This window comes from Catellatospora vulcania (assembly GCF_009720385.1).
Lineage (GTDB): Bacteria > Actinomycetota > Actinomycetes > Mycobacteriales > Micromonosporaceae > Catellatospora > Catellatospora vulcania.
Genome location: NZ_WARX01000001.1, coordinates 701,122 through 727,702 on the forward strand (window position 1 = coordinate 701,122; position 26,581 = coordinate 727,702).

General features: G+C 72.5%; 30 protein-coding genes. 19 read left to right on the forward strand and 11 right to left on the reverse strand.

Going from position 1 to position 26,581, the window contains the following annotated elements; all coding sequences use genetic code 11:
• Nucleotides 1-33: 33 nt before the first annotated feature.
• Nucleotides 34-645 (forward strand): histidine phosphatase family protein, encoded by a 612-nt coding sequence (locus tag F6W97_RS22365; RefSeq protein WP_155372370.1) that lies wholly within the window; start codon nt 34-36, stop codon nt 643-645.
• Nucleotides 646-824: 179 nt separating this feature from the next.
• On the opposite strand, the gene F6W97_RS22370 is transcribed toward F6W97_RS22365, so the two are convergent.
• Entirely contained in the window at nt 825-1,583 is a 759-nt protein-coding gene (locus F6W97_RS22370; protein WP_155372371.1) for an AfsR/SARP family transcriptional regulator, read from the reverse strand.
• 240 nt (nt 1,584-1,823) lie between these two features.
• Here F6W97_RS22370 and F6W97_RS22375 point away from each other — a divergent pair, with 240 nt between their 5' ends.
• A complete protein-coding gene (locus F6W97_RS22375) occupies nt 1,824-2,147 on the forward strand; it encodes a hypothetical protein (protein WP_155372372.1) in 324 nt (107 codons plus the stop codon).
• 87 nt (nt 2,148-2,234) lie between these two features.
• Here F6W97_RS22375 and F6W97_RS22380 read toward each other — a convergent pair whose 3' ends face one another.
• Nucleotides 2,235-2,675 carry a VOC family protein gene (locus F6W97_RS22380; protein ID WP_155372373.1) on the reverse strand — a complete coding sequence of 147 codons (441 nt, stop codon included), beginning with the start codon at nt 2,673-2,675 and terminating at the stop codon, nt 2,235-2,237.
• Between the two features lie 10 nt (nt 2,676-2,685).
• Nucleotides 2,686-3,174, reverse strand: a complete 489-nt coding sequence (locus F6W97_RS22385) for a helix-turn-helix domain-containing protein (protein WP_155372374.1) — start codon at nt 3,172-3,174, stop codon at nt 2,686-2,688.
• 59 nt (nt 3,175-3,233) lie between these two features.
• Between F6W97_RS22385 and F6W97_RS22390 the strand changes: the two genes are divergently transcribed.
• Nucleotides 3,234-3,800, forward strand: coding sequence for a GNAT family N-acetyltransferase (locus F6W97_RS22390; protein WP_155372375.1), 567 nt, complete (start codon nt 3,234-3,236; stop codon nt 3,798-3,800).
• 10 nt (nt 3,801-3,810) lie between these two features.
• Here the strand turns inward: F6W97_RS22390 and F6W97_RS22395 are convergent, their stop codons facing one another.
• A complete protein-coding gene (locus tag F6W97_RS22395) occupies nt 3,811-4,314 on the reverse strand; it encodes an O-acetyl-ADP-ribose deacetylase (protein WP_155372376.1) in 504 nt (167 codons plus the stop codon).
• A gap of 58 nt (nt 4,315-4,372) precedes the next feature.
• Here F6W97_RS22395 and F6W97_RS22400 point away from each other — a divergent pair, with 58 nt between their 5' ends.
• Together F6W97_RS22400 and F6W97_RS22405 are read left to right on the forward strand one after the other, a co-directional pair.
• Nucleotides 4,373-4,618, forward strand: coding sequence for a DUF5522 domain-containing protein (locus F6W97_RS22400; protein WP_155372377.1), 246 nt, complete (start codon nt 4,373-4,375; stop codon nt 4,616-4,618).
• Between the two features lie 100 nt (nt 4,619-4,718).
• The gene (locus F6W97_RS22405) at nt 4,719-5,198 is read left to right on the forward strand and encodes a GNAT family N-acetyltransferase (RefSeq protein WP_155372378.1); all 480 of its coding nucleotides are present in this window, start codon (nt 4,719-4,721) and stop codon (nt 5,196-5,198) included.
• A gap of 246 nt (nt 5,199-5,444) precedes the next feature.
• On the opposite strand, the gene F6W97_RS22410 is transcribed toward F6W97_RS22405, so the two are convergent.
• Nucleotides 5,445-6,215, reverse strand: a complete 771-nt coding sequence (locus tag F6W97_RS22410; RefSeq protein WP_155372379.1) for a hypothetical protein — start codon at nt 6,213-6,215, stop codon at nt 5,445-5,447.
• 117 nt (nt 6,216-6,332) lie between these two features.
• Between F6W97_RS22410 and F6W97_RS22415 the strand changes: the two genes are divergently transcribed.
• A complete protein-coding gene (locus tag F6W97_RS22415; RefSeq protein WP_155372380.1) occupies nt 6,333-6,572 on the forward strand; it encodes a hypothetical protein in 240 nt (79 codons plus the stop codon).
• Between the two features lie 82 nt (nt 6,573-6,654).
• Here F6W97_RS22415 and F6W97_RS22420 read toward each other — a convergent pair whose 3' ends face one another.
• On the reverse strand, nt 6,655-6,888 hold the full coding sequence (locus F6W97_RS22420) for a DUF6158 family protein (RefSeq protein ID WP_230686876.1): 234 nt from the start codon (nt 6,886-6,888) through the stop codon (nt 6,655-6,657).
• A gap of 150 nt (nt 6,889-7,038) precedes the next feature.
• On the opposite strand from F6W97_RS22420, the gene F6W97_RS22425 reads away from it, so the two are divergent.
• From F6W97_RS22425 to F6W97_RS22435, 3 genes are read left to right on the forward strand one after another with little or no spacing between them, the layout of a single operon-like run.
• A complete protein-coding gene (locus tag F6W97_RS22425) occupies nt 7,039-7,776 on the forward strand; it encodes a CBS domain-containing protein (RefSeq protein WP_155372381.1) in 738 nt (245 codons plus the stop codon).
• Nucleotides 7,777-7,802: 26 nt separating this feature from the next.
• Nucleotides 7,803-7,988 (forward strand): hypothetical protein, encoded by a 186-nt coding sequence (locus F6W97_RS22430; RefSeq protein ID WP_155372382.1) that lies wholly within the window; start codon nt 7,803-7,805, stop codon nt 7,986-7,988.
• 51 nt (nt 7,989-8,039) lie between these two features.
• Nucleotides 8,040-9,026 carry an aldo/keto reductase gene (locus F6W97_RS22435; protein WP_155372383.1) on the forward strand — a complete coding sequence of 329 codons (987 nt, stop codon included), beginning with the start codon at nt 8,040-8,042 and terminating at the stop codon, nt 9,024-9,026.
• A gap of 127 nt (nt 9,027-9,153) precedes the next feature.
• On the opposite strand, the gene arfA is transcribed toward F6W97_RS22435, so the two are convergent.
• Nucleotides 9,154-10,671 (reverse strand): arabinosylfuranosidase ArfA, encoded by a 1,518-nt coding sequence (gene arfA, locus F6W97_RS22440; RefSeq protein ID WP_155372384.1) that lies wholly within the window; start codon nt 10,669-10,671, stop codon nt 9,154-9,156.
• 209 nt (nt 10,672-10,880) lie between these two features.
• Nucleotides 10,881-11,429, reverse strand: a complete 549-nt coding sequence (locus F6W97_RS22445) for a hypothetical protein (RefSeq protein ID WP_155372385.1) — start codon at nt 11,427-11,429, stop codon at nt 10,881-10,883.
• A 191-nt stretch (nt 11,430-11,620) separates the two neighbouring features.
• Between F6W97_RS22445 and F6W97_RS22450 the strand changes: the two genes are divergently transcribed.
• A complete protein-coding gene (locus tag F6W97_RS22450; RefSeq protein WP_155372386.1) occupies nt 11,621-12,595 on the forward strand; it encodes an urease accessory protein UreH domain-containing protein in 975 nt (324 codons plus the stop codon).
• Nucleotides 12,596-12,683: 88 nt separating this feature from the next.
• Nucleotides 12,684-14,984, forward strand: coding sequence for a fibronectin type III domain-containing protein (locus F6W97_RS41555; protein ID WP_230686877.1), 2,301 nt, complete (start codon nt 12,684-12,686; stop codon nt 14,982-14,984).
• 155 nt (nt 14,985-15,139) lie between these two features.
• Here the strand turns inward: F6W97_RS41555 and F6W97_RS22460 are convergent, their stop codons facing one another.
• Nucleotides 15,140-15,328 carry a hypothetical protein gene (locus F6W97_RS22460; RefSeq protein WP_155372387.1) on the reverse strand — a complete coding sequence of 63 codons (189 nt, stop codon included), beginning with the start codon at nt 15,326-15,328 and terminating at the stop codon, nt 15,140-15,142.
• A 256-nt stretch (nt 15,329-15,584) separates the two neighbouring features.
• Here F6W97_RS22460 and egtA point away from each other — a divergent pair, with 256 nt between their 5' ends.
• The 6 genes from egtA (at nt 15,585) to F6W97_RS22490 (ending at nt 21,848) form a co-directional block, all read left to right on the forward strand.
• Nucleotides 15,585-16,790, forward strand: a complete 1,206-nt coding sequence (gene egtA / locus F6W97_RS22465) for an ergothioneine biosynthesis glutamate--cysteine ligase EgtA (RefSeq protein WP_155373060.1) — start codon at nt 15,585-15,587, stop codon at nt 16,788-16,790.
• A gap of 120 nt (nt 16,791-16,910) precedes the next feature.
• Nucleotides 16,911-18,218 carry an ergothioneine biosynthesis protein EgtB gene (egtB, locus tag F6W97_RS22470; RefSeq protein WP_155372388.1) on the forward strand — a complete coding sequence of 436 codons (1,308 nt, stop codon included), beginning with the start codon at nt 16,911-16,913 and terminating at the stop codon, nt 18,216-18,218.
• Entirely contained in the window at nt 18,218-18,952 is a 735-nt protein-coding gene (egtC, locus tag F6W97_RS22475; protein WP_155372389.1) for an ergothioneine biosynthesis protein EgtC, read from the forward strand. The genes egtB and egtC overlap by 1 nt, the downstream gene beginning before the upstream one ends.
• Nucleotides 18,949-19,914: an L-histidine N(alpha)-methyltransferase gene (gene egtD, locus F6W97_RS22480; protein WP_155372390.1), complete on the forward strand. Its 966-nt coding sequence runs from the start codon at nt 18,949-18,951 to the stop codon at nt 19,912-19,914. Before egtC ends, egtD begins: the two co-directional genes overlap by 4 nt.
• A gap of 45 nt (nt 19,915-19,959) precedes the next feature.
• Nucleotides 19,960-21,198: a sensor histidine kinase gene (locus F6W97_RS22485; RefSeq protein WP_155372391.1), complete on the forward strand. Its 1,239-nt coding sequence runs from the start codon at nt 19,960-19,962 to the stop codon at nt 21,196-21,198.
• Nucleotides 21,195-21,848, forward strand: a complete 654-nt coding sequence (locus F6W97_RS22490) for a response regulator (RefSeq protein ID WP_155372392.1) — start codon at nt 21,195-21,197, stop codon at nt 21,846-21,848. Before F6W97_RS22485 ends, F6W97_RS22490 begins: the two co-directional genes overlap by 4 nt.
• 214 nt (nt 21,849-22,062) lie before the next feature.
• Here the strand turns inward: F6W97_RS22490 and F6W97_RS22495 are convergent, their stop codons facing one another.
• The gene (locus F6W97_RS22495) at nt 22,063-22,470 is read right to left on the reverse strand and encodes a DoxX family membrane protein (protein ID WP_155372393.1); all 408 of its coding nucleotides are present in this window, start codon (nt 22,468-22,470) and stop codon (nt 22,063-22,065) included.
• Between the two features lie 158 nt (nt 22,471-22,628).
• Between F6W97_RS22495 and F6W97_RS22500 the strand changes: the two genes are divergently transcribed.
• Both F6W97_RS22500 and F6W97_RS22505 read left to right on the forward strand, forming a co-directional pair.
• Nucleotides 22,629-23,105 (forward strand): MarR family winged helix-turn-helix transcriptional regulator, encoded by a 477-nt coding sequence (locus tag F6W97_RS22500; protein ID WP_230686879.1) that lies wholly within the window; start codon nt 22,629-22,631, stop codon nt 23,103-23,105.
• A gap of 36 nt (nt 23,106-23,141) precedes the next feature.
• The gene (locus F6W97_RS22505) at nt 23,142-25,835 is read left to right on the forward strand and encodes a PEP/pyruvate-binding domain-containing protein (RefSeq protein ID WP_155372394.1); all 2,694 of its coding nucleotides are present in this window, start codon (nt 23,142-23,144) and stop codon (nt 25,833-25,835) included.
• 165 nt (nt 25,836-26,000) lie between these two features.
• On the opposite strand, the gene F6W97_RS22510 is transcribed toward F6W97_RS22505, so the two are convergent.
• On the reverse strand, nt 26,001-26,498 hold the full coding sequence (locus tag F6W97_RS22510; RefSeq protein ID WP_155372395.1) for a DUF6232 family protein: 498 nt from the start codon (nt 26,496-26,498) through the stop codon (nt 26,001-26,003).
• Between the last annotated feature and the right edge of the window lie 83 nt (nt 26,499-26,581).

Consider the following 26,581-nt stretch of genomic DNA (forward strand, 5'->3'; position numbering starts at 1 on the left):
TTCATGATCGATGGGTGGCCGTAGCATCGTCCGATGCGGACGCGGCTGATCTTCGTACGGCATGGCGAGTCGGTGCACTCGGTCGAGCGGTTCGTCGGCGGGCGGCAAGGGTGCCGCGGGCTCACGGCGCGCGGGCACGAGCAGGCGGCGGAGACCGCGCGGCGGCTCGCGGGGGAGGTGTCGGGGCCGGTCGCGGTGTACTCGTCGGTGCTGCGGCGGGCGCTGGAGACGGCGGCCCCGATCGCGGCGGCGCTGGGCGCGGACGTGGTCGCCGACTGCGGGCTGTGCACCTGGCACTATCCGGCGTACGCGGACGGGCGGCCGCTGGCCGTGCTCAAGGACGCGGAGCTGCCCGGCGGGGGTGTGCACCGGCCGTTCCAGCGGGAGAACGAGAGCTGGGCCGAGCTGGTGGTGCGGACCGGTCGGGCGATCATGGACATCGCGTACCGGCACGCGGGCCAGACGGTGGTGCTGGTCGGCCACAGCGAGACGATCAACGGCTCGTTCCACGTCCTGGGCATGCAGCCGCTGCTGCGCGCGTTCGACACGGTGGTCGCCCCCGGCTCGGTCACCGAGTGGACCGCTGACGGCGACCCGGTCACGTCGCCGCCGACGCGCTGGACCCTGCACCGCTTCAGCGCGTGACTCGCGGCCGCCGCGAAGGGCTGCCGGAACCGGGGCCGCCGTGAAGCGCGGCCCACCGGCGACAGTGTCCGGCGTCCCGCGTTTCCATAGGCCACCCACCACGTCGCATGAGGAAGGGCACCTTCCATAACGCGGAGCGTCAAGAAGGTGTGCCCGCGCTTCCCGCTGCGGGTGGCGTGTCAATGGGGGGTGACGGCGCGCATCAGCTCGGCGATGAGCTGCCGGAGTTCGCGTGTGGGCTCCAGTCCGAGGTCGTGGTGCAGGTACCGCTCGTAGCGGTCCAGATCGCGCAATGCCTCACCGCGGTTGCCCGCGGCGAGGTGGGCGCGGATCAGGATGGAGTGTCCGGTCTCCCGCAGCGGGTCGGCACGGACCGCGGTGAGCGCGGCGACCTGCGCCTCGGCGTACCGCCCCGCCTCGATGAGCCCGACGGCCACCGCCTCCAGGGCGCCCAGGCGCAGCTGCCGCCAGTCGTCCGCCTCCAGCAGGACCCAGTCGTCGTACCAGCCGGGCAGGAGATCGGTCGAGAGGTCCTTCATGGTCTCCGGGCCGAGCCCGAGGTCGTGCACGGCGACGGCCGGGTCGAGCGCGCGGTATGCCGTCCGCCGGGCGCGGTGCAGGTCGACGGTGACGTGGTGGGCCAGGTGGATCTCGTCAGGACGCACGTCGAGCGCGTCACGGGCGGCCCGGGGCACGCGGGTCAGCGCCGAACGCAGGTTGGCGTACGCGCACCGTTCCGGCACGGCGGGCCACAGTGTCTGCGCCACCAGGGCACGCGGCACCGCGGCACGGCAGCGCATCGCCACGAAGGCCAGCAGGCGGGCCGACCCGCCGGACACCGGCACGGGATCGTCCTGCACGGCCAGCTCGAAGCCGCCGAGCAGCGAGAGGTGTGCCGTGGGCGCCGCCCTGTCGTCCTGCGCCCGAGGAAGGGACATCACCACTCGTCTCGCCGGCCCGGCTGCGGCGCCCACCGCGCAGCCTCGGGAAAGGAACGGGGTCGTCGTAATCACCCATGAGCAGCCTACGGTCCGGACCATACCGGCGCGGCCTGGATGCCCGATCTGTCCGGCCGTAGTGCCGGGTCTGTCACGCCTGCGTCACGTCCGGGTGACGGTGTCCGTCACAGAATGAATCGACAAGGCACCCAGGATCACCGACCGAGGGAGGAAAACCCTATGCGTACCCGAAAGGTGTCAATTTTGTTCGGCACGGCCGCGATAGCGGCCACCCTGGCGGTGTCCGCGCCCGCCACCGCCGCGCAGGCCTCCTCCGGCCCGGTGCCCGCCGCGGCCTCGTCCGCGGTGACAGTGCAGGACCAGCCCGTAGCCGATCCGTGGCGCGACGGCTACCGGCAGGGCTACCGCGACGGCTTCAAGGACGCGAAGGAAGACTGCCAGCGCTCGTACGCCAGCCGGCAGTTCGACAACTGGAAGTTCGCCCAGGGCTATGAGTCAGGCTTCGGTGATGGATGGGAGGCCGGCGTGGCCCGGTACTGCTAGGACACAGGGCCTCATGAGGAAGGAAGAAGCTAGGGCACCCTCCCCGGATGGCCAGGGTGCCCTTCGTGATCGCGTGCGACCCGCGGGTCAGTCGCGGGGGTAGTCGAAGTTTTCCGGGGTCCATTGCTTTTCTTCGACGAGGACCAGCCAGTTGCCGGAGTTGTCGCGCATGACGGCCTCGACGCCGTAGGGGCGGTCGGCAGGCTCCTGGAGGAAGACCACGCCCTTGGCGCTGAGCTCCTCGAAGGTCTTGCGGCAGTCGTCGACGCTCAGGCCGAGGCCGCCCATGGCGCCCTTCTCCAGCTGGCGGCGGATGAAGTCGGCGGCGTCAGGGTCCAGCGGTGGGCCGGGGGTCATCAGGGTGACCTGGAGTTCGGGCTGGCTGGGGTGCCGGACGGTGACCCAGCGGAAGCCCTCGCCCATGGTGATGTCGGCACCGGCCTCGAAGCCGAGCACGTCGACGTAGAAGTCGCGGGCCTTGTCCTGATCGAGGCAGTAAACGGTGACCAGCGAGATGTTTGTGATCATGTCTCAAACCCTAGGACTCGGGGCTGAGCTGGGGCTTCTCCGAGATTGCGACGTCCTCGGCGGTCGCCTTCGGGTGGCCGGTGGTGCCGCCGAGGTCGAGCACGCCGCGCATGAACAGGAAGCAGCCGGGCACGTGGGGCCCGCCCCGGGCGGCCCAGCGGTCGCGGTATCCCGTCGGCGTCTCGCCGGTCAGCGCCGAGAACCGGGTCGAGAACGAGCCGAGGCTGGCGAACCCGACGATCATGCACACCTCGGTCACCGTCAGGTTGGCCACGCGCAGCAGGTCCTGGGCCCGCTCGATGCGGCGGCGGGTGAGGTAGCGGATCGGGGTCTCGCCGTACGCCGCCTCGAAGCTGCGGACGAAGTGGAACTTGGACACCCCGGCCACCCGGGCCAGCCGGTCCAGGTCGAGCGGCTCGGCGTAGTGGCGGTCGACGTGGTCGCGCGCCCGCCGCAGGTGGGGCAGCAGCTCCACCGGCACCGTGGTCACCCTCGCCATGGGTCCGAGCCTAGGACCGCCCGCCGACGAAACCGGGCCGATGGTGGCAGACTCGCGCGGTGACCGACGGACTGGTGATCCCCGAACTCGACGCGGGACCGTTCCTGCTGCGCCCGTTCCGGCCCGGCGACCTGCCGCTGATCGAGGAGGCCGCGGCGGACCCGTACATCCCGGTGATCAGCTCGGTGCCGGTGCCGTACAGCGAGGCCGCCGGGCTGGCGTTCGTCCAGCGGCAGCACGACCGGGCCCGGGAGTGCTTCGGATACTCCCTGGCGATCGTCGACCGGGCCGGGGACCGGGCGGTGGGCCAGATCGGGCTGTGGGTCACCGAGATGGCCGAGGGCCGGGCGGCGACCGGGTACTGGATCGCGCCATCGGGCCGCGGGCGCGGCGCGGCCGGGCACGCGCTGTCGGCGGTGACCCGCTGGGCGTTGACCGACCTCGCGATCCCGCGGGTGCACCTGCACGTCGAGCCGTGGAACACCGCCTCGGTGCGCACCGCCGAGCGCGCCGGGTTCCGGCAGGAGGGCCTGCTGCGCAGCTGGATGGAGCTGGGCGGGGTACGCCGGGACATGCTGCTGTATGCCCGCATCGCCGCCGACGAGCAGGGCCCGCCGGCGCCCTGACGGGCCGGAGTCAGCCCTTCAGCGCGTCCAGCAGCAGGTCACGGGCATCCTCGTCGAAGGCGACCAGGCGTACCCGCTGCACCCGGGTCGGGGTGGCGCGGATGGCCGCCACCGCGATGCGGGCCGCGCGCTCGGGTGGGAAGCCGTAGACGCCGGTCGCGATCGCCGGGAACGCGACGCTGCTCGCGCCCAGCTCGTCGGCCACCTCAAGGCTGCGGCGGTAGCAGGAGGCGAGGGTGTCGTCCTCGCCGTAGGTCCCGCCCTCCCAGACCGGGCCGACCGTGTGGATCACATGGCGCACCGGCGGGTCCAGCGCGAACGCGGGAGTGGCCTTGGCGTCGCCGGGGTCGCAGGGCGCGAGCGCCCCGCCGGCGCGGGCGAGTCCGGGGCCGGCCGCGCGGTGGATCGCCCCGTCGACCCCGCCGCCGCCCAGCAGCGACTCGTTGGCCGCGGTCACGATGGCGTCGACGTCCTCCGCGGTGATGTCGCCGAGCACGACCTCGATGTCGGTCATGACGTCGATGATGTCACCAGGCGTCGATGCATCGCGGGCGGCACGATATCGTCGCCGGATGCCCGCACCCCGGCAACGATGGCCCCTGGCACCGCGTGAGCTGGACGAACCGCATCCGTCCCGGCTCGGCGAGGACCACCCCGACCGGGCCGAGATCCTGGCCCGGCACGCCGAGGCGCTGCGCGACGGGACGCCGGGCTACCTCGACCCGTCCTCCGGCCTGTTCGTGCTCAGCGCCGGGTTCCTGGCCAAGCGCGGCTTCTGCTGCACCCGGGGCTGCCGCCACTGCCCTTACGTGACCTGAACCGGCTGGACCGTGTCCACGAGCCGGGCAGGCCGTCGCGCTCGCGGGGGGCGGTCGGCGGGACGGACGCCGGTGCGGCGGTTCGGTTAGCCTGCGGGGCGTGATCGAGACGCGGCGCGCGGTGGCGGGGGATGCGGCGGAGCTGGTCAGGCTGCGGGCGGTGATGCTCAGCGCGATGGCGGGGCAGCCGGTCGAGCCGGGGCCGTGGCAGCAGGAGGCGCTGGCGCTGCTGCAGACGCGGCTGGGCGAGCCGGAGCCGGTCATGGCGGCGTACGTGGTCGACGTCCCGGGCGGGGCGGGGCTGGCCGCGTGCGCGGTGGGCACGATCGACGTGCGGCTGGGCGGGCCGGCGAACCCGTCGGGGCGGACCGGGTACGTGTACAACGTGGTGACCGACGTCGCGTACCGGCGCCGGGGTTACTCGCGCGCTTGCATGGAGGCGCTGCTGGGCTGGTTCGCCGAACGCGGCGTGACGACGGTCGATCTGCGGGCGACGGGTGACGGGGAGCCGCTGTACCGGTCGCTCGGCTTCGCGCCGGTGTCGTATACCGCGCTGCGGCTGGCCGCCGGGCGGCGGTGACCTCGCCCGAAGCCCGTCCGGGCATGGTCGGACGGGGGACGCGCCGGTAACCGCCGGGTGTGATGATGGCGCCAGATCTCAGCCGCGCCGGCGCCCGGATCCCACGAGGTCCCCGGACACGGCGCAACCACGCTGGGCACGACCTCGAGGCGTCAGGCGGGACCTGTCTCTGCATGGTGAGACAGGTCCCGGGCTGTGTGGACGCCCTGCTCAACCCACACCACGCGTTACGAAGGCGCCCTTCCGCTACGTGGAGCGTGGTGAAGGCGCCCTTCCTTTCTTGAGGGTGTCGGGTTGGAGGTCGAGGCGGCCGGTGAGGGTGGCCCGGATGTGGAGGGGCTCGCCGGGGGAGGGGCTGCTCGGCAGGGTGGTGGCGGGAGCGGCGATGTCGATGTCGATGCCCGGGTGCACGCGCAGGCGCAGCCAGTGGAAGGGCTCGCCGGTGAGGGTGTTGGTGCGCAGTTCGGCCAGGCGGACGGTGCCGTGCAGGCGGGCGCGGGCGGTGGGCGTCCAGCCGGGGGCGGCCCGGCCGGGGCGGACCAGGTCGTCGCAGACCAGGCCGTGCGGGACGGTCTCGGCGGACTGAGCCGATCCGTCCGCGGGCGGCGGATGGGGTTCGACGGACTCGGCCAGGGCGGACAGGGTCACCTGGCCGCGGGCGAGCCCGCCGCCGGCGACGTGCAGCGCGGTGTGGTCCTCCAGGTGTACGGCCACCGGGCAGACCAGGCCGCCGTCGGTCTCGTCGAGCAGGTCCATGACCGCGGTGCGGTCGTCGATCAGGCGGATGTTCTCGCAGGCGACCGCGACCGCGCCGCCGGCCAGTGAGGGCTGCATGTGGTGGATGCGGCCCCAGCGGGCGCGGGCGACCACCCGGGCGCCGGAGGTGTCGGTCCACACGTGGTCGCAGAAGCGGCGGGACAGGGTCACCGCGGTGCCCGCGTTGACGACCGACATGGTGAACTGGCGCACGTCCTGGCGGGCGAGGTCGACGCCTATCGAAGCGAAAAGGCCTGTCACCTTGCCCTCCTCGGTGAGGCTGGTCGGCCTACCAACGTACCCCGCAACCGAGGGCTGTCCCGTTGAACGCGCCACGGTACGGTGGGCACTCGGCGCACGCGGGAGACGGAGGCAGAGATGTTCTGGTGGAGGAGGCGAAAGGCGGCCGCCGGCAAGTGGATTGTCGTGGTCAGCCGCGTTCGTCCGCTTGACCCGAATGGTGGTGGACGCGACGAGCTGCGCTGGCCTGAGCAGCGCGATGCCGAGCACACCACCGATTCGCGTGACGCCGCAGACAGCCTCGCCGGTCGACTGACCGCGGCGGCCGGGGTGCAGCACGGCCAGCACCGGGTGAAGGTTCTCTTCACCGGTCACTGACCTTATCGGACACCCTATCGGCGTGTCCGAAAGCGACTAATTTGCCCGATTTGATGGCGACCGGCGGCCGGCCGGGAGGCCGTCACTCGCCGGCGGGCCGGAACCGCCGCGGATCGGGATCGCGCTCGGGGAACCGTCGCAGGTACTCCAGCTCCAGCTCGCGGCTGCGCTGATCATGGTTGGCCAGCGCGCTGTCCGAGCCGTGCACGAACGTGTCGTGCCGGGTCCGGTGCAGCGACGCCAGCTCACGGGACAGCTCGTGGTTGCTCAGCGCGGCGGCCGGTATGCCGCTGCGGTCGGCCACGTCGGACCTCATCATGCACCTCCGAGTGGGTCAACCGGGCCGGACGGGCACGTCCGGCTCGGTACGATCACAGTGGGCATGTACCCACCGGACCGCGGTGGCTCACCTCTCCAGTCTGGCCTGCGCGGGTGGGTCACACCGGCCGAACGAGGGGGTACGCCGATGACGGTGCGGACCGTGCGGGAGGTGATGTCCGCGCCGGTGGTCAGCGTGGGCAGCGCGACGCCGTACAAGGAGATCATCGACCTGCTGGCCGAGCACGGGATCAGCTCGGTGCCGGTGCTCGACCCCGGCGGCCTGGTGGTCGGCATCGTCTCCGAGGCCGACCTGCTGCACAAACTGGCCCTGAGCGGCGAGGAGCCGCAGCGGCACCTGTTCGAGCGGCGGCGGCGCGCGGTGGCGCGGGCCAAGGCAGAGGGCGACCGGGCCGAGGACCTGATGACCAGCCCGGTGATCACCGTCGCGCCGGACGCCTCCGTCGTCGCGGCCGCCCGCCGCATGGAGGACGAGCAGCTCAAACGGCTGCCGGTGGTGGACGCCGACGGCATGCTGGTGGGCATCGTGTCGCGGCGCGACCTGCTGCGCACCTACCGCCGTTCGGACGAGGCGATCCGGCACGACGTGGTGCACGACATCATCCAGGGCATGCTCTTCGTGCAGCCGCCGGAGATCGACGCGACGGTCGAGGAGGGTGTGGTGACGCTGACCGGCGGCACCGGCCGGCGCAGCTCGGCCCAGATCGCCGAGCGCCTGGTGCGCGGCGTGCCGGGCGTCGTCGAGGTGGTCAACGCGCTGACCTTCGAGTACGACGACACCCCGGACATCAACCGGCGCTACGAGTTCAACGCCGAGGTGGAGGGACCCGAGCGGCCCCGTGACGGCACGCTGGGGATCGTGTAGGCAGGATCGAAGGAGCGGGAGGCCCGATGCCGATCCAACGGGAGATGCGCAGCAAGCTGCGGTTCCAGTCGAACCAGACCAAGGATCAGCTGCTCGGCATGGCCAAGCGGCTGAACATCACCGGACGCTGGCACATGACCAAGGCAGAGCTGGCGCGCGCCATCGAGAAGGCGAACAGCACGGCCCGCCGCGACCACCGCGAGCCCGACTGATCGTGGTGGCGCACCGCCGGACGCAGCGGCCGCGCGCCGTAGGCTGTCCAGGTGCAGCAGCGAATCCTCGGCCGGACAGGCCGGAACGTGAGCGTGGTCGGGCTCGGCGCATGGCAGCTCGGCGCGGACTGGGGCGACGTCAGCGCGGACGACGCCCTGGCAGTGCTCGCCACCGCGGTCGACGCGGGTGTGAACTTCGTCGACACCGCCGACGTGTACGGCGACGGCCGCAGCGAGACCCTGATCGGAACGTTCCTGCGCGAACGCGGCCCCGGCCACGGGATCACCGTGGCCACCAAGATGGGCCGCCGCGTCGCCCAGGAACCCGCCAACTACCACATGGACAACTTCCGGGCCTGGAACGACCGGTCCCGGGCCAACCTCGGCGTGGACACGCTGGATCTGGTCCAGCTGCACTGCCCGCCGACCGAGGTCTACTCCGACGAGGCCGTCTACGACGCGCTGGACACCCTGGTGCAGGAGAAGCGCATCGCCGCGTACGGCGTCAGCGTCGAGACCTGCGAGCAGGCGCTGACCGCGATCGCCCGGCCGAACGTGGCGTCCGTGCAGATCATCTTCAACGCGCTGCGGCTCAAGCCGCTGGAGCGGGTGCTGCCCGCCGCCGCGGCCGCCGGGGTCGGCATCATCGCCCGGGTGCCGCTGGCCAGCGGCCTACTGTCGGGTCGCTACGACGAGCACACCACGTTCTCTGCCGACGACCACCGCAACTACAACCGCCACGGGGAGGCGTTCGACGTCGGCGAGACCTTCTCCGGCGTCGACTTCGCCACCGGCCTGGCCGCCGTACGCCGTCTCGCCCCGGCGGTGCCCGCGGGCGCGACCATGGCCCAGTTCGCGCTGCGGTGGATCATCGACCAGCCCGGCGTCAGCGTCGTCATCCCCGGCGCGCGTAACCCCGAGCAGGCCCGCGCCAACGCGTCCGCCGCCGACCTGTCCGCCCTCCTGCCCGACCAGCTCCGCATAGTCGCCGAGGTCTACGACGACCTCATCCGCCCCCACATCCACCACCGCTGGTAAACCCCGGCGAGAGCAAAGGAAGGGCACCTTCTGGACGCTATGCGTTGTAGAAGGTGCCCTTCCTGACATCGTGGCGGCCGCCACCTCGGGTGATGGCGGCCGGGCGCCATGCGTCGGCGCGGCGACCTCAGCGGACCGGGGCGAGCGGCAGCCGGATCACGTTCCAGGACAGCGGCGGCAGGCCGACCGTGAGGCGTCCGTTCTCGACCAGGGGTACGGCCAGGTCCCGGGGTACCACCCGGTCCGGTTCGGCCATCGTGTTCGCGGCTGTGGGGTCGTCGTCGGCCAGCACCGAGTGGGCGGCCGGCCCGGCCGGGACGAAGCCGCCCAGGTGCACGGTCAACGGCAGGTCCGCCGCCGGGTCGCGGTTGACGGCGAAGACCGTGAGCAGGCCGTCCTCGCCGTGCACCGCCGTGGCGTGCAGCAACGGCACGTCGCCGTACTTCGCGGTCTCGTACGTCGGCGACGTGACGTGCAGTCGTAGCACCTGCCCGCGGGCATACCGCGCGGCCTGGGCGAACGGGTGGAACGTGGTCTGCCGCCACGCCGGACCGCCCGGTTCGGTCATGATCGGGGCGATGACGTTGACGAGCTGCGCCAGGCAGGCCGCGGTGACCCGGTCGCAGTGCCGGAGCAGCGTGATCAGCAGGCTGCCCAGCACCACCGCGTCGGTGACCGTGTACACGTCCTCCAGCAGCCGCGGCGCCCGCGGCCATTCGCCCTGGCCGGGCCGCTGCCGGGACATGTACCAGATGTTCCACTCGTCGAACGCCAGCGACAGCCGCTTCGCTGAGCGGCGGCGGGCACGGGCCGCGTCGCACAGCGCGATCACGTCCGTGATGAACCGCTCCATGTCCACCGCGCTGGCCAGGTAGGAGGCCTGGTCGCTCGCCTCGGGGTCGTAGTAGGCGTGCAGGGACAGGTAGTCGACCTCGTCGTACGCGTGCGCGAGCACGGTCGACTCCCAGTCGCCGAACGTCGGCATGCCTGATCCGGAACTGCCGCAGGCGATCAGCCGCACCGACGGGTCGATCAGGCGCATCAGCCGGGCGGTCTCGGCGGCCAGGCGGCCGTACTCGTCGGCGGTCTTGTGCCCGACCTGCCACGGCCCGTCCATCTCGTTGCCCAGACACCACAGCCGGATGCCGTACGGCTCCGGCGCGCCGTGCGCGCCGCGCAGGTCCGACAGCGTGGTGCCGCTCGGGTGGTTGCAGTACTCCAGCAGGTCGCCGGCCTCGGCCAGGCCCCGGGTGCCGAGGTTGACCGCCATCATCGGCTCCAGCCCGGCGGCCCGGGTGAAGGCGGCGAACTCGCCGAGGCCGAACCGGTTGGTCTCGACCGTGCGCCAGGCCGGGTCGAGCCGGCGCGGCCGCAGGTCGGCCGGGCCGACCCCGTCCTCCCAGCGGTACGCCGACACGAAGTTGCCGCCCGGGTAGCGGACCATCGTCACGCCCAGCTCGCGTACCAGGGCCAGCACGTCGGTGCGCAGGCCGGCGGCGTCGGCGGCGGGATGGCCGGGCTCGAACAGTCCGGTGTACACGCACCGGCCGAGGTGCTCGACGAACGAGCCGAACAGCAGCGGGTCCACCTCACCGGTGGTGAAGTGCGGGTCGAGGAAGACCTCGGCGGTATGCGGTGACGGCATGACGGCCAGCCTCGCGCACCCGGCGACCCCCGTCCACCCTCCCGAAACTATCGGTCCACCGAACCTCCGTGCCGCCGCAAACCCGGACGGAACGCCGGGATCGTAATAGACGTTGGCCTATCTGATCGAGAATTTGAAGATCAAACTCGATCAGATAGGCCAACGTCTATGCGAAGCAGCGGGTGGTGTGGGTGGTGTGGCGCGAAGGGTCAGTCGCGGGGGCGCGGGCTGGGGCGGCGGCGCAGGGCGGCGACGGCTCCGGCGGCCTGCGCCTTGAGGCGGGTGCCTTCGAGGCGGCGGGACAGCGCGGCGGCCAGCCACAGCGCGCCCGCGCCGAGCAGCAGCACGGTCAGCCCGGTGAGCACCAGCGTCGCCGTCGACGGGCCCGAGGTCCCGGTCCGCGGCAGCTCGTCGTCATCGTCGCCGCCACCGTCCCCGTTGTGGTCACCACCGTCGTCATCGTCATCGTCGTCGTCCCCGCCGTCCTCGTGGAAGGTGCCGGAGACTCCGGTCGTCGGCGTCGCCGACTCCGACGGACCCTCGGACGACGGCCACTCGGACGGGACAGTGGACGGGCCATCGGACGGGGCGGTGGACGGGCTGTGCGAGCCGTAGCCGCGGTGCTTGCCGCGATCGTCGGGGCCCGCGGTGCCGGGCGCGGCGAACAGGGCCATCACGGAGGCCACCAGCAGTGCGGTCAGCACCGTCGCGAGCGCGGCGAGGCCGGCCAGGCGGGACTGCTCTCGTGACATACGCATGGGTCGTCCTTCTCTGGCCGTCCGGGCGGCGGGTAGGAGGGCTGGCCGGGCTGCGGCACCACATGGTCAACGCGGTTCGCCTGTATCGGATACGCCTGATCAGGGACAAGAGCCCATAAAGCGGACGGTCGAGAAGGATCGTTTCCGGGGTGATACCTCCCCAGTTGAGTCCGCAGAGCGAGGGGGCACGCGTGACGGCAGATCCAGCACGGACGGCACAGCGGCGGTGGCGTGCCGCGCCGGTCCTGGCGTTCGCGGCCGGGCTGGTCGCGGTGGGACTGGCTGCCTGGTGGGCAGCCGGGGACCCGGGCGGCGCGGCCGGGCTCGCGGAGGACGGCCATGACCACGGACTGCTGCTGGGGCGGCTGACGGCCGAGTTCGCCAGGCTGGTGGGGCGGCAGGAGCTGACTCCGGGCTTCGCGTTGCTGGCCATGGCGGTCGCGCTGGCACTCGGCGCGGGCCATGCGCTGGCCCCGGGGCACGGCAAGCTGCTGATGGCGACGTACCTGGTGAACGAGCGGGGTTCGCTGCGCCAGGCGGTCTCGGTGGCGGGGACGGTCGCGCTGACCCATACCGCCGGGGTGCTGGTGCTGGGGGTGGTGCTGGCCGCCGGGCTGCATTTCGTGCCGCACCGGGTGTACACGCTGCTCACCGTGCTGAGCGGGGCGCTGGTGGTCACCGTGGGGCTCTCGCTGCTGCGCCGGGCCTGGCGCGACCGGGACCGGCCCGGCGGCCACGGCCACGGCCGCGGGCACGGGCACGGCGAGCACGCACCCGGCGCGGGCGGTCACCACGGGCGCGGGCACGGCGGGCACGGCGACGAGGGCTGTGCCGGGCGCGGCGCGCGGCGGCCGGGCGGCCGGGGGATCGTCGCGATGGGACTCGCGGGCGGGCTGATGCCGAGCCCGTCGGCCGTGGTAGTGCTGCTGGGCGCGGTGGCCCTGGGGCGCGCCTGGTACGGCGTGCTGCTGGTGGCGGCGTACGGGGCGGGCATGGCCGCCTCGCTGCTGGGCATCGGCCTGCTGCTGACCCGGATGCGGGACCGCCTCGAACGGGCGCCGCGAGCCTGGATGTCGCATCGCGCCTGGCGGCTGCTGCCGCTGGTCACCTCGTCCGCGGTGATCGTGGTCGGGGTGGGCGTGGCGACCACGGCGCTGCTGGCCTGACCGTCGTCCGTGGAGCTTCGTCAATCTGGCATGGACATTAACAGTTAAGAGAGTTAATAATCAGGGCCATCCATTAAGAGGAGGGCCCGTGACCAGAAGACCACTCTCACTCGCCGCCGCCCTGTCGCTGCTGGTCGCGGTCGGCGTCCTGGCCGTCGGCACCCCCGCGTCGGCGGCCAACCTGCTGGCCAACCCCGGTTTCGAGACCGGCACGCTGTCCCCGTGGAGCTGCACCGGCGGCCTCGGCTCCGTGGTGAGCACCCCGGTGCGCACCGGCGCCAGGGCGCTGCAGGGCGCGGCGTCGGCATCGGACAACGCCAAGTGCAGCCAGACCGTGGCGGTGCAGCCGAACACGGCGTACTCGCTCACCGGCTGGGTCCGCGGCAACTACGTCTACCTCGGCATCGACGGCGGCGCGTCCACCTGGACCCCCGGCGCGGCCGCGTACACGCAGCTCACCGTGCCGTTCACCACGGGCGCTTCGCAGACCAGCGTGGTGGTGTACACGCACGGCTGGTACGGCCAGGGCACCTACTTCGCCGACGACGTCAGCCTCGACGGCCCCGGCGGCACCGGCGTGCCCGGCGTGCCGGGCAACCCGTCCGTCGGCACGATCACCAACACCTCGATCGCGCTGTCGTGGGGCGCGTCGAGCGGCACGGTCACCGGCTACCGGGTGTACGAGGGCACCACGGTGCGCGCCACCGTGACCGGCACCTCGACGACGATCACGGGGCTGGCCGCGTGTTCGGCGCACAGCTACACGGTCGCCGCCTACAACGCCATGGGCGAGTCCGCCAAGACCTCTGCCGCCAGCGCGACCACCACCGGATGCACCTCCGTCCCGCCGACCCCGGGCGGCCTCGCCGTCGGCGCGATCACGAACACCTCGATCGCGCTGTCCTGGAACGCGTCCTCCGGCGCGACCGGCTACCGGGTGTACGAGGGCACGACCGTGCGCGCCACGGTGACCGGCACGTCGACGACGATCACCGGTCTGGCCGCGTGCTCGGCGCACAGCTACACGGTCGCCGCGTACAACGCCTCCGGCGAGTCCGCCAAGAGCGGGGCCGTCAGCGCGACCACCACCGGCTGCACCACGGTGCCGCCGACGCCGACCGGCCTGACCGTCACGGGCACCACGAACACCTCGGTGTCGCTGTCCTGGTCCGCGTCCTCCGGCGCGACCGGCTACCGGGTGTACGAAGGCACGACCCAGGTCGCCTCCGGCACCGGCGCCACGGCCACGGTCAGCGGCCTGGGCACCTGCTCGGCGCACGCCTACACGGTCGCGGCGTACAACGCCTCCGGCGAGTCCGCCAAGAGCGGGGCGGTCAGCGCGACCACCACGGGCTGCGTCAACACGGGGCTGCCCAAGCACGCGCTCATCGGCTACCTGCACGCCAGCTTCGCCAACGGGTCGGGATACCTGCGGATGGCCGACGTGCCGTCCTCGTGGGACATCATCAACCTGGCGTTCGGCGAGCCGACCTCGGTGACCTCGGGTGACATCCGGTTCCGGCAGTGCCCGGTGGCCGAGTGCCCCAATGTGGAGAGCGAGGCCGACTTCATCGCCGCCATCCGGGCCAAGCAGGCCCAGGGCAAGAAGGTGCTGATCTCCATCGGCGGCGCGAACGGGCAGGTCCAGCTCACCTCGACCGCGGCCCGGGACACGTTCGTCAACTCGGTCAGCGCGATCATCGACAAGTACGGCCTGAACGGTCTCGACATCGACTTCGAGGGCCACTCGCTGTACCTGAACGCCGGTGACGGCGACATCCGGAACCCCACGACTCCGGTCGTCGTGAACCTGATCTCGGCGCTGCGCACGCTGAAGGCGCGCTACGGCTCGGGCTTCGTGCTGACGATGGCCCCGGAGACGTTCTTCGTGCAGCTCGGGTACCAGTTCTACGGCGGCACCTGCAGTGGCTGCGACAACCGGGCCGGGTCGTACCTGCCGGTCATCTACGCCCTGCGCAACGACATCACGGTGCTGCACGTGCAGGACTACAACTCGGGCCCGATCATGGGGCTGGACAACCAGTACCACAACATGGGCGCCGCGGACTTCCACATCGCCATGACCGACATGCTGGCCGCGGGCTTCCCGGTGGCCAACACCGGCGTCACGTTTCCCGCGCTGCGGGAGGACCAGATCGCGTTCGGCGTGCCGGCCGCGGTCAGCGCCGGTGGCGGGTACACCACCCCCGCCCAGGTCCAGCAGGCCGTCAACTGCCTGGTGAAGAACCAGAACTGTGGCGGATACACCCTGCGCGGCGGCACCAGCCCCGACTTCCGCGGCCTGATGACCTGGTCCATCAACTGGGACCGCTACTACAACTGGGAGTTCAGCAACTCCCACGAACCCTTCCTCAACGCCCTCCCGTAACCCCGCACCACCGAGCCCCGCCCGGCCACCTGGCCGCGGCGGGGCTTTTTTCTCGCGTTGATCATGAACTTATGGCACGGGTCGACGGCGTGTCGTTGCCCCAACTTCATGATCAACGCCAGTTGGGAGGGGCCGGCGCGGGCGGCGCGGGCCGATCAGTCGAGTAGGCGGAGGCGTTTCATGTCCATGCCGCCCAGGCCGAGCGGGATGTCCGGGTCCGAGTGCTTGTCCTCGCCCGAGCTGACGGCCTCGCTGGTGTTGGTGCGGGAGTGCTCGCTGGCGAAGTCGGTCTCCTCGGCCAGCACCTCTTCCAGCGTCGGCGAGTCCTGCGGTTCGGGCTGCATGTGGTTATTGTCCGCCCGCCCCGTGGTTAAAGATCGCGTGATTCGGGAATCCCATCGCTGTCGATCACCGGGGGTGACCATGAAGTTGTGGCCGCGACACGCCGTCGATCCGTGCCATAAGTTCATGATCAACCCGTGAGGGGGCGGGGTGAGTGAGGGGGAATCATGGGGTGGGGGTGGAGTTGGGGGAGTAGGTTGGGCGGTCTCACGTACCGGTGACCGGTGGACGGGGGTGAATGCGGTGGTGCAGCGGGAGATGGTGCGGGACGCGGGAGTGCGGATCGCGGACCGGGCCGAGGCCGAAGGTTATGTCGCCAAGGTGTGCTTCAAGACGGGGCCGCCGGGGCGGGTGGGCATCGAGCTGGAGTGGACCACGCACCATCAGGACGATCCGGCACGGCCGGTCGATCCGGAGGTCCTCGGCTCGGCGCTGGGCGAGCACGCCCCGCGCAGTCTGGTGCCGGAAAGCCCGCAGGCCCCGCTGCCGTACGGCGGCCGGGTCACCCTCGAACCGGGCGGGCAGGTGGAGATCTCCACCGATACCAGCGACTCCCTCGCCGGGCTGCTCGACGCCACCATGGCGGATCTTCAGCAGCTGACCGGCCTCCTCGACCGCGCGGGCCTGGCACTGGACGGGCAGGGCTGCGACGCCCACCGGCGGCCGGGCCGCATCCTCGACACCGCGCGGTACGCGGCCATGGAGCGCGTCTTCGACCGCTTCGGCCCGTACGGCAGGCAGTGGATGTGCGGGACGGCCAGTGTGCAGGTATGCCTGGACGCAGGGCTGCCCGAGCGGGTCGCGCCGCGCTGGCGGGCGCTGCACGCGGTGGGCCCGGCGCTGGTCGCCGCGTTCGCCAACTCGGCCCGCTACGCCGGCGCCGACACCGGCTGGGCGTCGGCCCGGATGCGGGCCTGCCTGGCCGCCGACCCGAAACGCAACGGGCCGCCCGCCGACGACGCCGATCCGGTGGCCGGCTGGGCGCGGCGGGTGCTGGACACGCCGCTGCTGTGCGTACGCCGCGACGACGGCTCGTGGGAGGCGCCGCCGGGAGTGACGTTCGCGGACTGGATCGACGGCGCGATCACGCCGGGACCGACCTATGCCGACCTCGACTACCACCTGAGCACGCTCTTCCCGCCGGTGCGGGCACGCGGCTACTTCGAGGTGCGCTACCTGGACATGCAGTCCGGTCTGGACTGGGTGGCCCCGGTCGCGGTGCTGGTCGCGCTGTTCGCCCGGGAGGAGACCGTCGACGCGGCGGCGGCGCTGGCCGCGCCCGCGGCGGGGCGCTGGGTGCAGGCGGCCCGGCACGGACTGGCCGACCCGGCGATCGCCGCGGTCGCCCCGCCCCTGCTGGACCTGGCCTGTGCCGCGCTGGACGACACCGATCTGCCGCCCGCGACCGTCGAGGCGGTGACGGACGTGGTGGAGCGGCGACTGCGGGAGGGGGGCCTGCGATGAGCGTGCGTGCGCGCACCCCTGCCGTCCCGCCGACGAGGCTGTGCCGCCGACGAGGCTGCGCCGCCGATAAGGCTGTGCCGCCGATAAGGCTGTGCCGCCGCAAGGGAGTGAGGTGAGGCGATGAGCACCGGACTGCGGGAGCGGGCCGCGGCGGAACTGGTCCGGACCCGGCAGCGCAGCGTCGGGCTGACCGACGCGGTGGACGACGACGACCTGGTGCGCCAGCACTCGCGGCTGATGTCGCCGCTGGTGTGGGACCTGGCGCACGTCGGCAACCAGGAGGAGCTGTGGCTGGTCCGTGACGTGGGCGGCCGCGAGCCGGTCCGCGCCGACATCGACCAGCTCTACGACGCGTTCAAGCACCCGCGCGGGGACCGGCCGCAGCTGCCGCTGCTGAGCCCGGCGCAGGCGCGGGCGTACGTGCGCACCGTGCGCGAGAAGGTGCTGGACCTGCTGGACACCGTCGAACTGGAGGGCCGCCCGCTGGTCGAGCAGGGCTTCGCGTTCGGCATGATCATCCAGCACGAGCAGCAGCACGACGAGACGATGCTGGCCACCCACCAGCTGCGCACCGGTGATCCGGTGCTGGTCGCCGAGCCGCCCCCGCCGTCGCGGGCGATCGTGGCGGGCGAGGCGCTGATCCCCGGCGGCCCGTTCGAGATGGGCACCTCGCTGGAGCCCTGGGCGCTGGACAACGAGCGGCCCGCGCACGCCGTCGACGTGCCGCCGTTCTTCATCGACCGCGCGCCCGTGACCAACGCGATGTACCAGGCGTTCATCGACGCCGGCGGGTACGACGACCCGCGCTGGTGGAGCCCGCAGGGCTGGGCGCACCGGCAGGAGGCCGGGCTGACCGGCCCGGGGCACTGGCACGGCGACGGCACGTACACCCGGTTCGGCCGGCGTGAGCCGATCGTGGGCGACGAGCCGGTGGTGCACGTGGACTGGCACGAGGCGAGCGCGTACGCGGCCTGGGCCGGGCGTCGGCTGCCCACCGAGGCCGAGTGGGAGAAGGCGGCCCGCTTCGACCCGGCGACCGGGCGCTCCCGCCGTTACCCGTGGGGCGATGACGATCCGACGCCCGAGCACGCCAACCTCGGCCAGCGGCACCTGTCCCCGGCGCCGGTCGGCGCATACCCGGCCGGGGCCTCTCCCGCAGGCGTGCACCAGCTCATCGGCGACGTGTGGGAGTGGACCAGCTCGCCGTTCGGCGGCTACCCGGGGTTCCGGGCGTTCCCGTACCGGGAGTACTCCGAGGTGTTCTTCGCCGAAGGCGACCACTACCGGGTGCTGCGCGGCGGGTCGTTCGGCACCGACGCGGCGGCCTGCCGGGGCACGTTCCGCAACTGGGACTACCCGATCCGGCGGCAGATCTTCAGCGGCTTCCGCTGCGCCCGCGACCCGCGCCCGGGGGAGCTGGCCGACTGATGTGCCGCCACCTGGTCTATCTCGGTCCGCCGGTGCCGCTGGCGGCGCTGCTGGTGGAGCCGCCGTACGGGCTGCAGCACCAGTCCTGGGCGCCCCGCGACATGCGCGGGGGCGGGACGATCAACGTGGACGGGTTCGGGGTGGGCTGGTACACCTCCGCCGGGCCGGTGCGCTACCGGCGGGCGGTGCCGATCTGGACGGACCGCAACTTCGCCGCGCTGGCCCGGGTCACCGTCGCCGGTTCGCTGCTGGCGGCGGTGCGCTCGGCGACGCCCGGCCTGACGGTGACCGACGACGCCTGCGCCCCGTTCAGCGGGGACGGCTGGTTCTTCAGCCACAACGGCTTCGTCGCGGGCTGGCCGGACACGGTGGCCAAGCTCGCCGAGCGGCTGCCGGTGACGGATCTGATGACGATGGACGCGCCCACCGACGCGGCGTTCGTGTGGACGCTGGTGCGCAACCGGCTGCGCGCCGGGTACGGCCCGGCCGAGGCGCTGCGCGCGACGGTGGCGGAGGTGAGCGCCGCCGCGCACGGCTCCCGGCTGAACCTGCTGCTCACCGACGGCGACAAGGCGTACGCGACGACCTTCGGGCATGCGCTGGCGGTCCACCACTCGCCCGGGCGGGCGCTGGTCGCCTCCGAGCCCTTCGACGACGACCCCGGCTGGGTGCAGGTGCCCGACCACCGACTGGTGGTGGCGCACCCGGCCTCGTACACCGTGGAGGAATTATGAAGCTCGACGTGTACCTCACACCCGACGACCTGAGCGAGCAGCTGCGCGAGGACGCCCGCGAGGGGCTGACCTCGTCCCCGAAGTGGCTGCCGCCGAAGTGGTTCTACGACGCGTACGGCAGTGACCTGTTCGAACGCATCACGCAGCTGCCCGAGTACTACCCGACCCGGGCCGAGCGCGCCGTGCTGGCCGAGCACGCCGTCGACATCGCCCAGGAGACCGGCGTGAAGACGCTGGTGGAGCTGGGTTCCGGGTCGTCGGACAAGACCCGGCTGCTGCTGGACGCCATGCACGACACGGGCACGCTGGCCCAGTTCGTGCCGCTGGACGTGTCGGAGACGGCGCTGCGCTCGGCGGCGAACGCGATCGACGGCGACTACCCGGACCTGGAGGTGCACGGCATCGTCGGTGACTTCAGCCACGACCTGCACCGCATCCCGGAGGGCGGCCGGCGGATGGTGGTGTTCCTGGGCGGCACGATCGGCAACCTGCCCCCGGTGGAGCGGGCCGCGTTCCTGGAGGAGCTGCGCGACGTGCTGCACGAGGGCGAGTGGCTGCTGCTGGGCACGGACCTGGTCAAGGACCCGCAGACGCTGGTCGCGGCGTACGACGACGCGGCGGGGGTGACCGCGGAGTTCAACCTGAACGTGCTGCGGGTGCTCAACCGCAACCTGGGCGCCGACTTCGACCTGACCGCGTTCGAGCACGTGGCGCTGTGGGACCCGAAGCACAACTGGATCGAGATGCGGCTGCGGGCGACCCGGGACATGCGGGTCGAGGTGCCCGCGCTCGACCTGGAGGTGGACTTCAAGGCCGGCGAGGAGCTGCGCACGGAGGTCTCGGCGAAGTTCGACCGGGTACGGGTCGAGGCCGAGCTGACCCGGGCCGGGTTCAAGGCGGCGCGCTGGTGGACCGACCCGCAGGGCCGTTTCGCGGTGACGCTGGCGCGGGCCGTCGAGTAGCCGGTTCGGCCCCTCCGTCCCCGCGTTGGTGATGAGATGTCGGGTATGGGGGATCTGCGGCCGCGTTTGCCCGGCGACGCCGCCGACGAGCCCCGCCTGACCTGGTTCGACTTCGTCGTCACCGCCGTCGCGCTGATCGTCGGCCAGGTCGACGAGCTGGTCGGGGCGAGTGCGCCGCGGCTGCTCGGGCACACCGTCCCGGCCGAGCTGCTGACCATCGCCGCCGGGCTGTCCTTGCTGGCCCGGCGGCGATGGCCGCTGCTCACCACACTGTTCGTGGCGGCGTGCCATCTGCTGGCGTTCACCCCGTTCGCGTTCGCGGTGATGATGTACACGATGGGCGTCATCACCCGGCTCTGGTGGCAGCTGGGCGTGCTGGCCGTCTTCGGGGTGGGCGTGCAGGCGCTGTCGGCGGCCGAAGGGCTGGCCCCCGACGTGCGGGCCTGGGCGTACACCCTGTCCTTCGCGTTGGGTCCGCTGCTGTTGGGCTATGCCGCCGGGGTGCGCCAGGACCTGGTGGTCAGCCTGCGGGCGCGGGCCGGGGATCTGGAGCGGGAACGGGACATGATGGCCGAGACCGCGCGCCGGGCCGAGCGGGCGCGGATCGCGCGCGAGATGCACGACGTGGTCGCGCACCGGGTCAGCAACATGGTCGTCACGGCGACCGCGCTGCAGAACGTGCCGGAGGCGCAGGCGCCCTCGGTGCGCCCGGAGGTGGACCGCATCCGCGACGAGGGCCGCGAGGCGCTGACCGAGCTGCGCGCCCTGCTCGGCCTGCTGAACGCACGTGGCGCGCCTGGTGACAAGGCCCCGCTGGCGCCCCAGCCGACCGCGCGCGACCTGCCCGCGCTCGTGGAGCGGATGCGCGGGGTGGGCCGGATGCCGGTCGAGTTCGACGTCACCGGCTTCCCCGAGCTGCTGGCCGACCGGACCCAGCGGGCGGTGTACCGCCTGGTGCAGGAGTCGCTGACCAACGCGGTCAAGCACGCGCCGGGCGCGCCGGTGCGCGTCGCAGTGCGCTGCGCCGTGGACGGGGTGCATGTCACGGTCGAGAACGACGGTGCGCCGGGCGGGCGCGGCGCGGGTCTGCCCAGTTCCGGCCACGGGCTGATCGGGCTGAGCGAGCGGGTCGACCTGCTCGGCGGCGAGTTCGCGGCGCAGCCGCTGCCCGGTGGCGGGTTCCGGGTGAGCGCGGTCATTCCGCCCGCCGGGCGGCCCAGGGCCGTTCCGCCGGCCGACGGTGTCGCGCCGCCGCAGGTCACCGCGGGAGAGGGCAGTTCATGATCAAGGTAATGATCGTCGACGACAACGACATCATCCGGCGCGGTCTGCACACCATCATCGACGCGGCGGACGACCTGCAGGTGGTGGCCGACGCGGGCGACGGGCGCAGCGCGATCGAGGCGGCCCGGCGGGCCAAGCCGGACATCGCGCTGGTGGACATCCGCATGCCCGGCATGGACGGGCTGACCGCGACCCGCCAACTGCTGGAGCTGGAGAAACCGCCCCGCGTGATCATCTTGACCACCTTCAACACCGACGAGTACGTCGACGAGGCGATCCGGTCCGGCGCGGCGGGTTTCCTGCTCAAGGACTCGCCGCCCGACGAACTGCTGCGGGCGCTGCGGGCGGTGCACGAAGGCCACGCGATGCTCGACCCGGCGGTCACCCGGCAGGTCATCGACGCCATCGCCGAGCAGGCGCCGCGGCTCACCCAGGAGGAGAAGGCGCAGCTGGAGTCGCTGACCGCGCGGGAGGTCGACGTGCTGCGGCTGATCGGGCGGGGACTGTCCAACGCCGACATCGGCGCGGAGCTGTTCATGACCGAGGGCACGGTGAAGGGCTATGTCAGCGCGATCCTCGCCAAACTCGGCGCGGACAACCGGGTCCAGGCCGCCCGGGTGGCATACCGGGCGGGCCTGGACAGCGGCTGAACAGGCGGCAGCGCCCCGGCCAGGGAGAGGGGGGCGGCCGGAGCGCTGCCAGTTCGAGGGTGGGGTCTCCCAGCCGCCGGCCGCGCAGAACAGCGCGGCGAACCGTTGCCAGTCTGTGGGTCGGGGCAGCATGCGCACACCCGACGACGGTCGGCGACACCCGCTGACGAAAGTCAGGACCGGGTGTACGCGGTGACCGGGGTCACGGCGCGGCTCAGCGCAACAGCGGGCCGGTGAGCGTCCAGCCCGCTTCGCTCGCGCGGAACAGCGCGAAGGTGATCAGGACGGCTCCGGACAGCGCGATGTTCTTCATGAACATCGCGGTCTCGGTGGCCCGGATCGCGGGGTCGGCGTCGCGCCAGAACCGGTGCACCCGGAACGCGGTGGCCAGCAGGAACAGCAGCAGCATGAGGGAGCCCAGGTCACCCCATACGCCCAGGGCGACCGACAGGCCCGCGGCGAGCAGCCACAGGCCGGTGAGCTGGACCATGGGGCGCGGCACGGGCGCCTCGCGGAAGGCCGAGTAGCCGACCACGCCGTCCGGCTGGGCCAGGTGGTTCACGCCGGAGCCGAGAAAGAGCAGCGACAGCAGGATCCGGCCGACCAGCAGAAGGATGTCCACACCTCATTCTGTGCAGAAACTGGATGGTATGTCCGATAAATCATTCTGTGGCGGGCGTTACCCGGCGAACATTTCATCGGGCGTTGACTTGACGCCGGGGTGGGGCGTTAAGCTTGCGTTAACGCATTAGTTGTGAAGTAGCAAGCAATGGGGGTGTCGTGGAGACGCAGCGCGACCAGCTCGCCGAGGACATCGGGCTGTTCCGGCGGGCGCTCATCCCGGACTTCCTGCTCGGCCTGCTCCGCCGGATGGGCGACGAAGAGCCCAACCTGCTGCAGATGGCCACGCTGTACGTCCTCGACAGCGGCCCGCACCCCACCGTCCGCGACCTCGCCGAGCAGGTCGGCCGATCGATGTCGGTGACCAGTCGGCTCGTCGAGCACATGGTGCGGCGCGGCTGGGTCGAGCGCACGGAGGACCCCGCCGACCGGCGGGCCAAGCGGTTGCGGATCACCCCGGCCGGGCGCGACTACCTGCGCGCCTTCGAGGCAGTGCGGGCGCAGGCCCAGCGGCAGCTGATGACGTACCTGACCGACGACGAGCGGCGCCAGGTGAGCGAGGCGATGGCGCTGCTCGGCAAGGCTTCCCGGAGGCACCTGGATGAGCGAGAGCAGGGAGCGGACCATGTGGCATGAGACGCGTGCCGCCGGCGGGCACAGCGGGGGGAAGGCATGAGCGCGACACTGGCGCCCACCGACCTCGTGCTCGACTTCGCCGACATCGACGCCGGGATGCTGTCCGTGGTCGGCGGCAAGGCCGGCAACCTGGGCGTGCTGACCCGGGCCGGGCTGCCCGTGCCGCCGGGGCTGTGCCTGACCACGCAGGCCTACCGGGTGGTCGCCGACACGGCGCACCTCGACGAGATCCACGAGGCGCTGGAGCGCACCGCGCCCACCGACGTGCCCGCGCTCACCGCGCTGGCCGGACGGGCGCGGGCGGCGCTGCTGGCCGCGCCGATCCCATCCGGCATCGCCGCGGCGGTCGCCGCCGGATACGCCCGGCTCGGCGACGGCGTGCCGGTGGCCGTGCGCTCCTCGGCCACCGCCGAGGACCTGCCGTTCGCCAGCTTCGCCGGGCAGCAGGACACCTACCTCAACATCGTCGGCGAGGAGGCGGTCGTCGACGCCGTACGCCGTTGCTGGGCGTCGCTGTGGACCGACCGGGCCGTGGTCTACCGGGCCACCAACAACATCGACAACCGCACGGTGCGGCTGGCCGTGGTCGTGCAGCGCATGGTCGACTCCGCGGTGGCCGGGGTGCTGTTCACCGCGAACCCGGTCACCGGGCACCGCCGCCAGGCCGTCATCGACGCCAGCCCCGGCCTCGGCGAGGCCGTCGTGTCCGGGGCGGTCAACCCCGACCACTTCGTGGTCGACACCGCGGCCGGGGTCATCCTCGACCGGCGGCTGGGCGACAAGCGGCTGGCCGTCCGGGCGCTGCCCGGCGGCGGCACCGAGCACGTGGCGCTGCCCGCCGGCAGCGACACCGCCTGCGTCACCGACGCGCAGGTGCTCGCGCTGGCCGCGCTCGGCGACCGGGTCGAGGCGCACTACGGCGCGCCGCAGGACACCGAGTGGGCCATCGACGGCGACGGGACGCTGTGGCTGACCCAGGCCCGTCCCGTCACGACCCTGTTCCCGCTGCCCGAACACGCCCCGGCGATCGGCGCGGACACCCGGGCGTACTTCTGCTTCAGCGTGGCCCAGGGGCTGTACCGTCCGATCACGCCGATGGGCATGGCCGCCTTCCGGGTGCTGGCCTCGTCAGCCTCGCGCCTGTTCGGCTTCGGCGTCGCCGACCCGCTCACCGGGCCCGCCGTGTTCGCCCCCGCCGGGCAGCGGATGTTCATCGACCTCACCGCCGCGGTACGCAGCACCGTGGGCCAGGCCCTGATCCCGAAGATCCTCGGGGTCATGGAGGCACGCTCGGCGGCGATCTTCCGGGAGCTGTTCGAGGACCCGCGGTTCTCGGTGATCCACCGTTCGCGCCTGCCGTTCGTGCGGCGGGTCGGCCGGGTGGCATTACAGCACCGGGTGCCGATGAAGCTGGTGCAGGCGCTGGTCAAGCCGCAGCGCGGCCTCGCCGCGGTGGACCGGGTCGGGGCCGAGCTGGAGAGCCGGCTCGTCGCACCGCAGCGGGCCACCGCCGCCCAGCGGCTGGACTTCGTCGAGACCGTGCTCGGCACCGAGGTCATCCCGCTGCTGCCGCGCGTCATGCCGGTCGCCGCGGCGGGCTTCGTCGCGCTCGGCCTCGCCGACAAGCTGCTCGGGGCCGACGCCGCGGTCGGCGACGTGCAGGCCGTGCTGCGCGGCATCCCGCACAACGTCACCACCGACATGGACCTGGAGCTGTGGCACCTGGCCGTCCGGCTGCGCGCCGACGAGGGCACGGCGCGGCTGTTCGGTTCGGCGAAGGTGGACGAGCTCGCGCACCGGTACACCGCGGGCGCCATGCCCGCCGCGGCGCAGGCCGGGATCGCCGAGTTCCTGGCCCGGTACGGCCACCGCGCCGTCGCGGAGATCGACATGGGTATGCCGCGCTGGTCCGACGACCCCCGCTACATCCTCGGCGTGCTGGCCAACTACCTGCGGATGGACCCCGCCGACGGGGCCGCGCTGACGCCTGACCGGCTGTTCGCCCAGGGCGCGGCCGAGGCCGAGGCGATGGTCGACACGCTGGCCGGGCGGGCCGCCAAGCGCAGCCGGTTGCGCGGCAGGATGGTGCGGGTCCTACTCGGCCGGGCACGGCTGCTGGCCGGGGTGCGCGAGCTGCCGAAGTACCACATGGTGCGGATCATCGCGGCCTGCCGGCAGCAGGTCGGGCTGGTCGGGGCGGAACTGGCCAAACAGGGGCGGCTCGCCGAGGCCGACGACGTGTTCTTCCTCGACCTCGCCGAGGCGCGGGCCGCACTGTCCGGAACGGACCAGCGCGAGCCGGCGCAGGCGCGCCGCCGGGCGTACAACGAGGAGCTGCGCCGCCGGCACATCCCGCGGGTGCTGCTGTCCGACGGCACCGAACCCGCGGCGAAGCAGGCCGCGGGCAGCGCCGACGGTTCGCTCACCGGCACGCCGGCCTCGGCCGGCCGGGTCGCGGGCACCGCCCGGGTGATCCTCGATCCGGTCGGCGCGCACCTGGAGCCCGGCGAGATCCTCATCGCGCCGTCCACCGACCCCGGCTGGACCCCGCTGTTCCTCACCGCGGGCGGCCTGGTCATGGAGATGGGCGGGGCGAACTCGCACGGGGCGGTGGTCGCCCGTGAGTACGGCATCCCCGCCGTGGTCGGCGTCCCCGACGCCGTCAACCGCATCACCACCGGCCAGCAGATCACCGTCGACGGCGCCGCAGGCACGATCACCCTCACCTGATCCCGAACCCGCCCCCCGGCACCCCGGCACCCCTGCGGGCCGCCCGCCGTCCCCGGGCGCCGTCCCACCTGCCGCAAGTCTTAAAGACTCGCGGCCTCGACAGGCCGGTGAGACCGCGACTCTTTAAGAGTTGCGGCAGGTGGGGGCGGGCGGCCGTGGGCGGGGTTATTGGCCGAGGGCGCGTTGGAGGGCTCGGTAGATCTTGCCGAAGCGGGCGGCGTCGTCGAGGCGCAGCAGGAGGACCTGGGTGCCCTGGGTCTCGGCCCAGACCTCGTAGATGGCGTTGCCGCGGTCGTAGCTGTCGTCGACGCGGTGCAGCGCCCACTCCCACAGCAGTGGCACCAGCCCGAGCACCAGCAGCAGCACGGCCACCAGCAGCAGGGTGTCGCGGGGGAACGGCAGCCTGCCGAGCGCGGCCGCGACGCGGGACTCGCCGTACGCGGAGGCGATCAACCCGATCAGTGCGATGAACCCGGCGAAGGCGGACAGGATCATCAGCAGGTTGAGGATCCCGCGGCCGGCCGTGCGACGGCGTACCCGCCAGTCCGGGCGCTCCTGGCGGTGCCAGACGTAACGCAGCTCGTCCAGGCGGAACCGGCGGTCCTCGACCTGGACGTACGTCGAGGTCACCGCAACCGTCTCATCACGATAGTAGGTGATCACGACCCCTCCGACGCTTCAGCGTTGTCTTAGGATCGCGCAGAGTGACCAAGTCGTCCGTGAGTGAATCCGGCCCGCCCTCGATC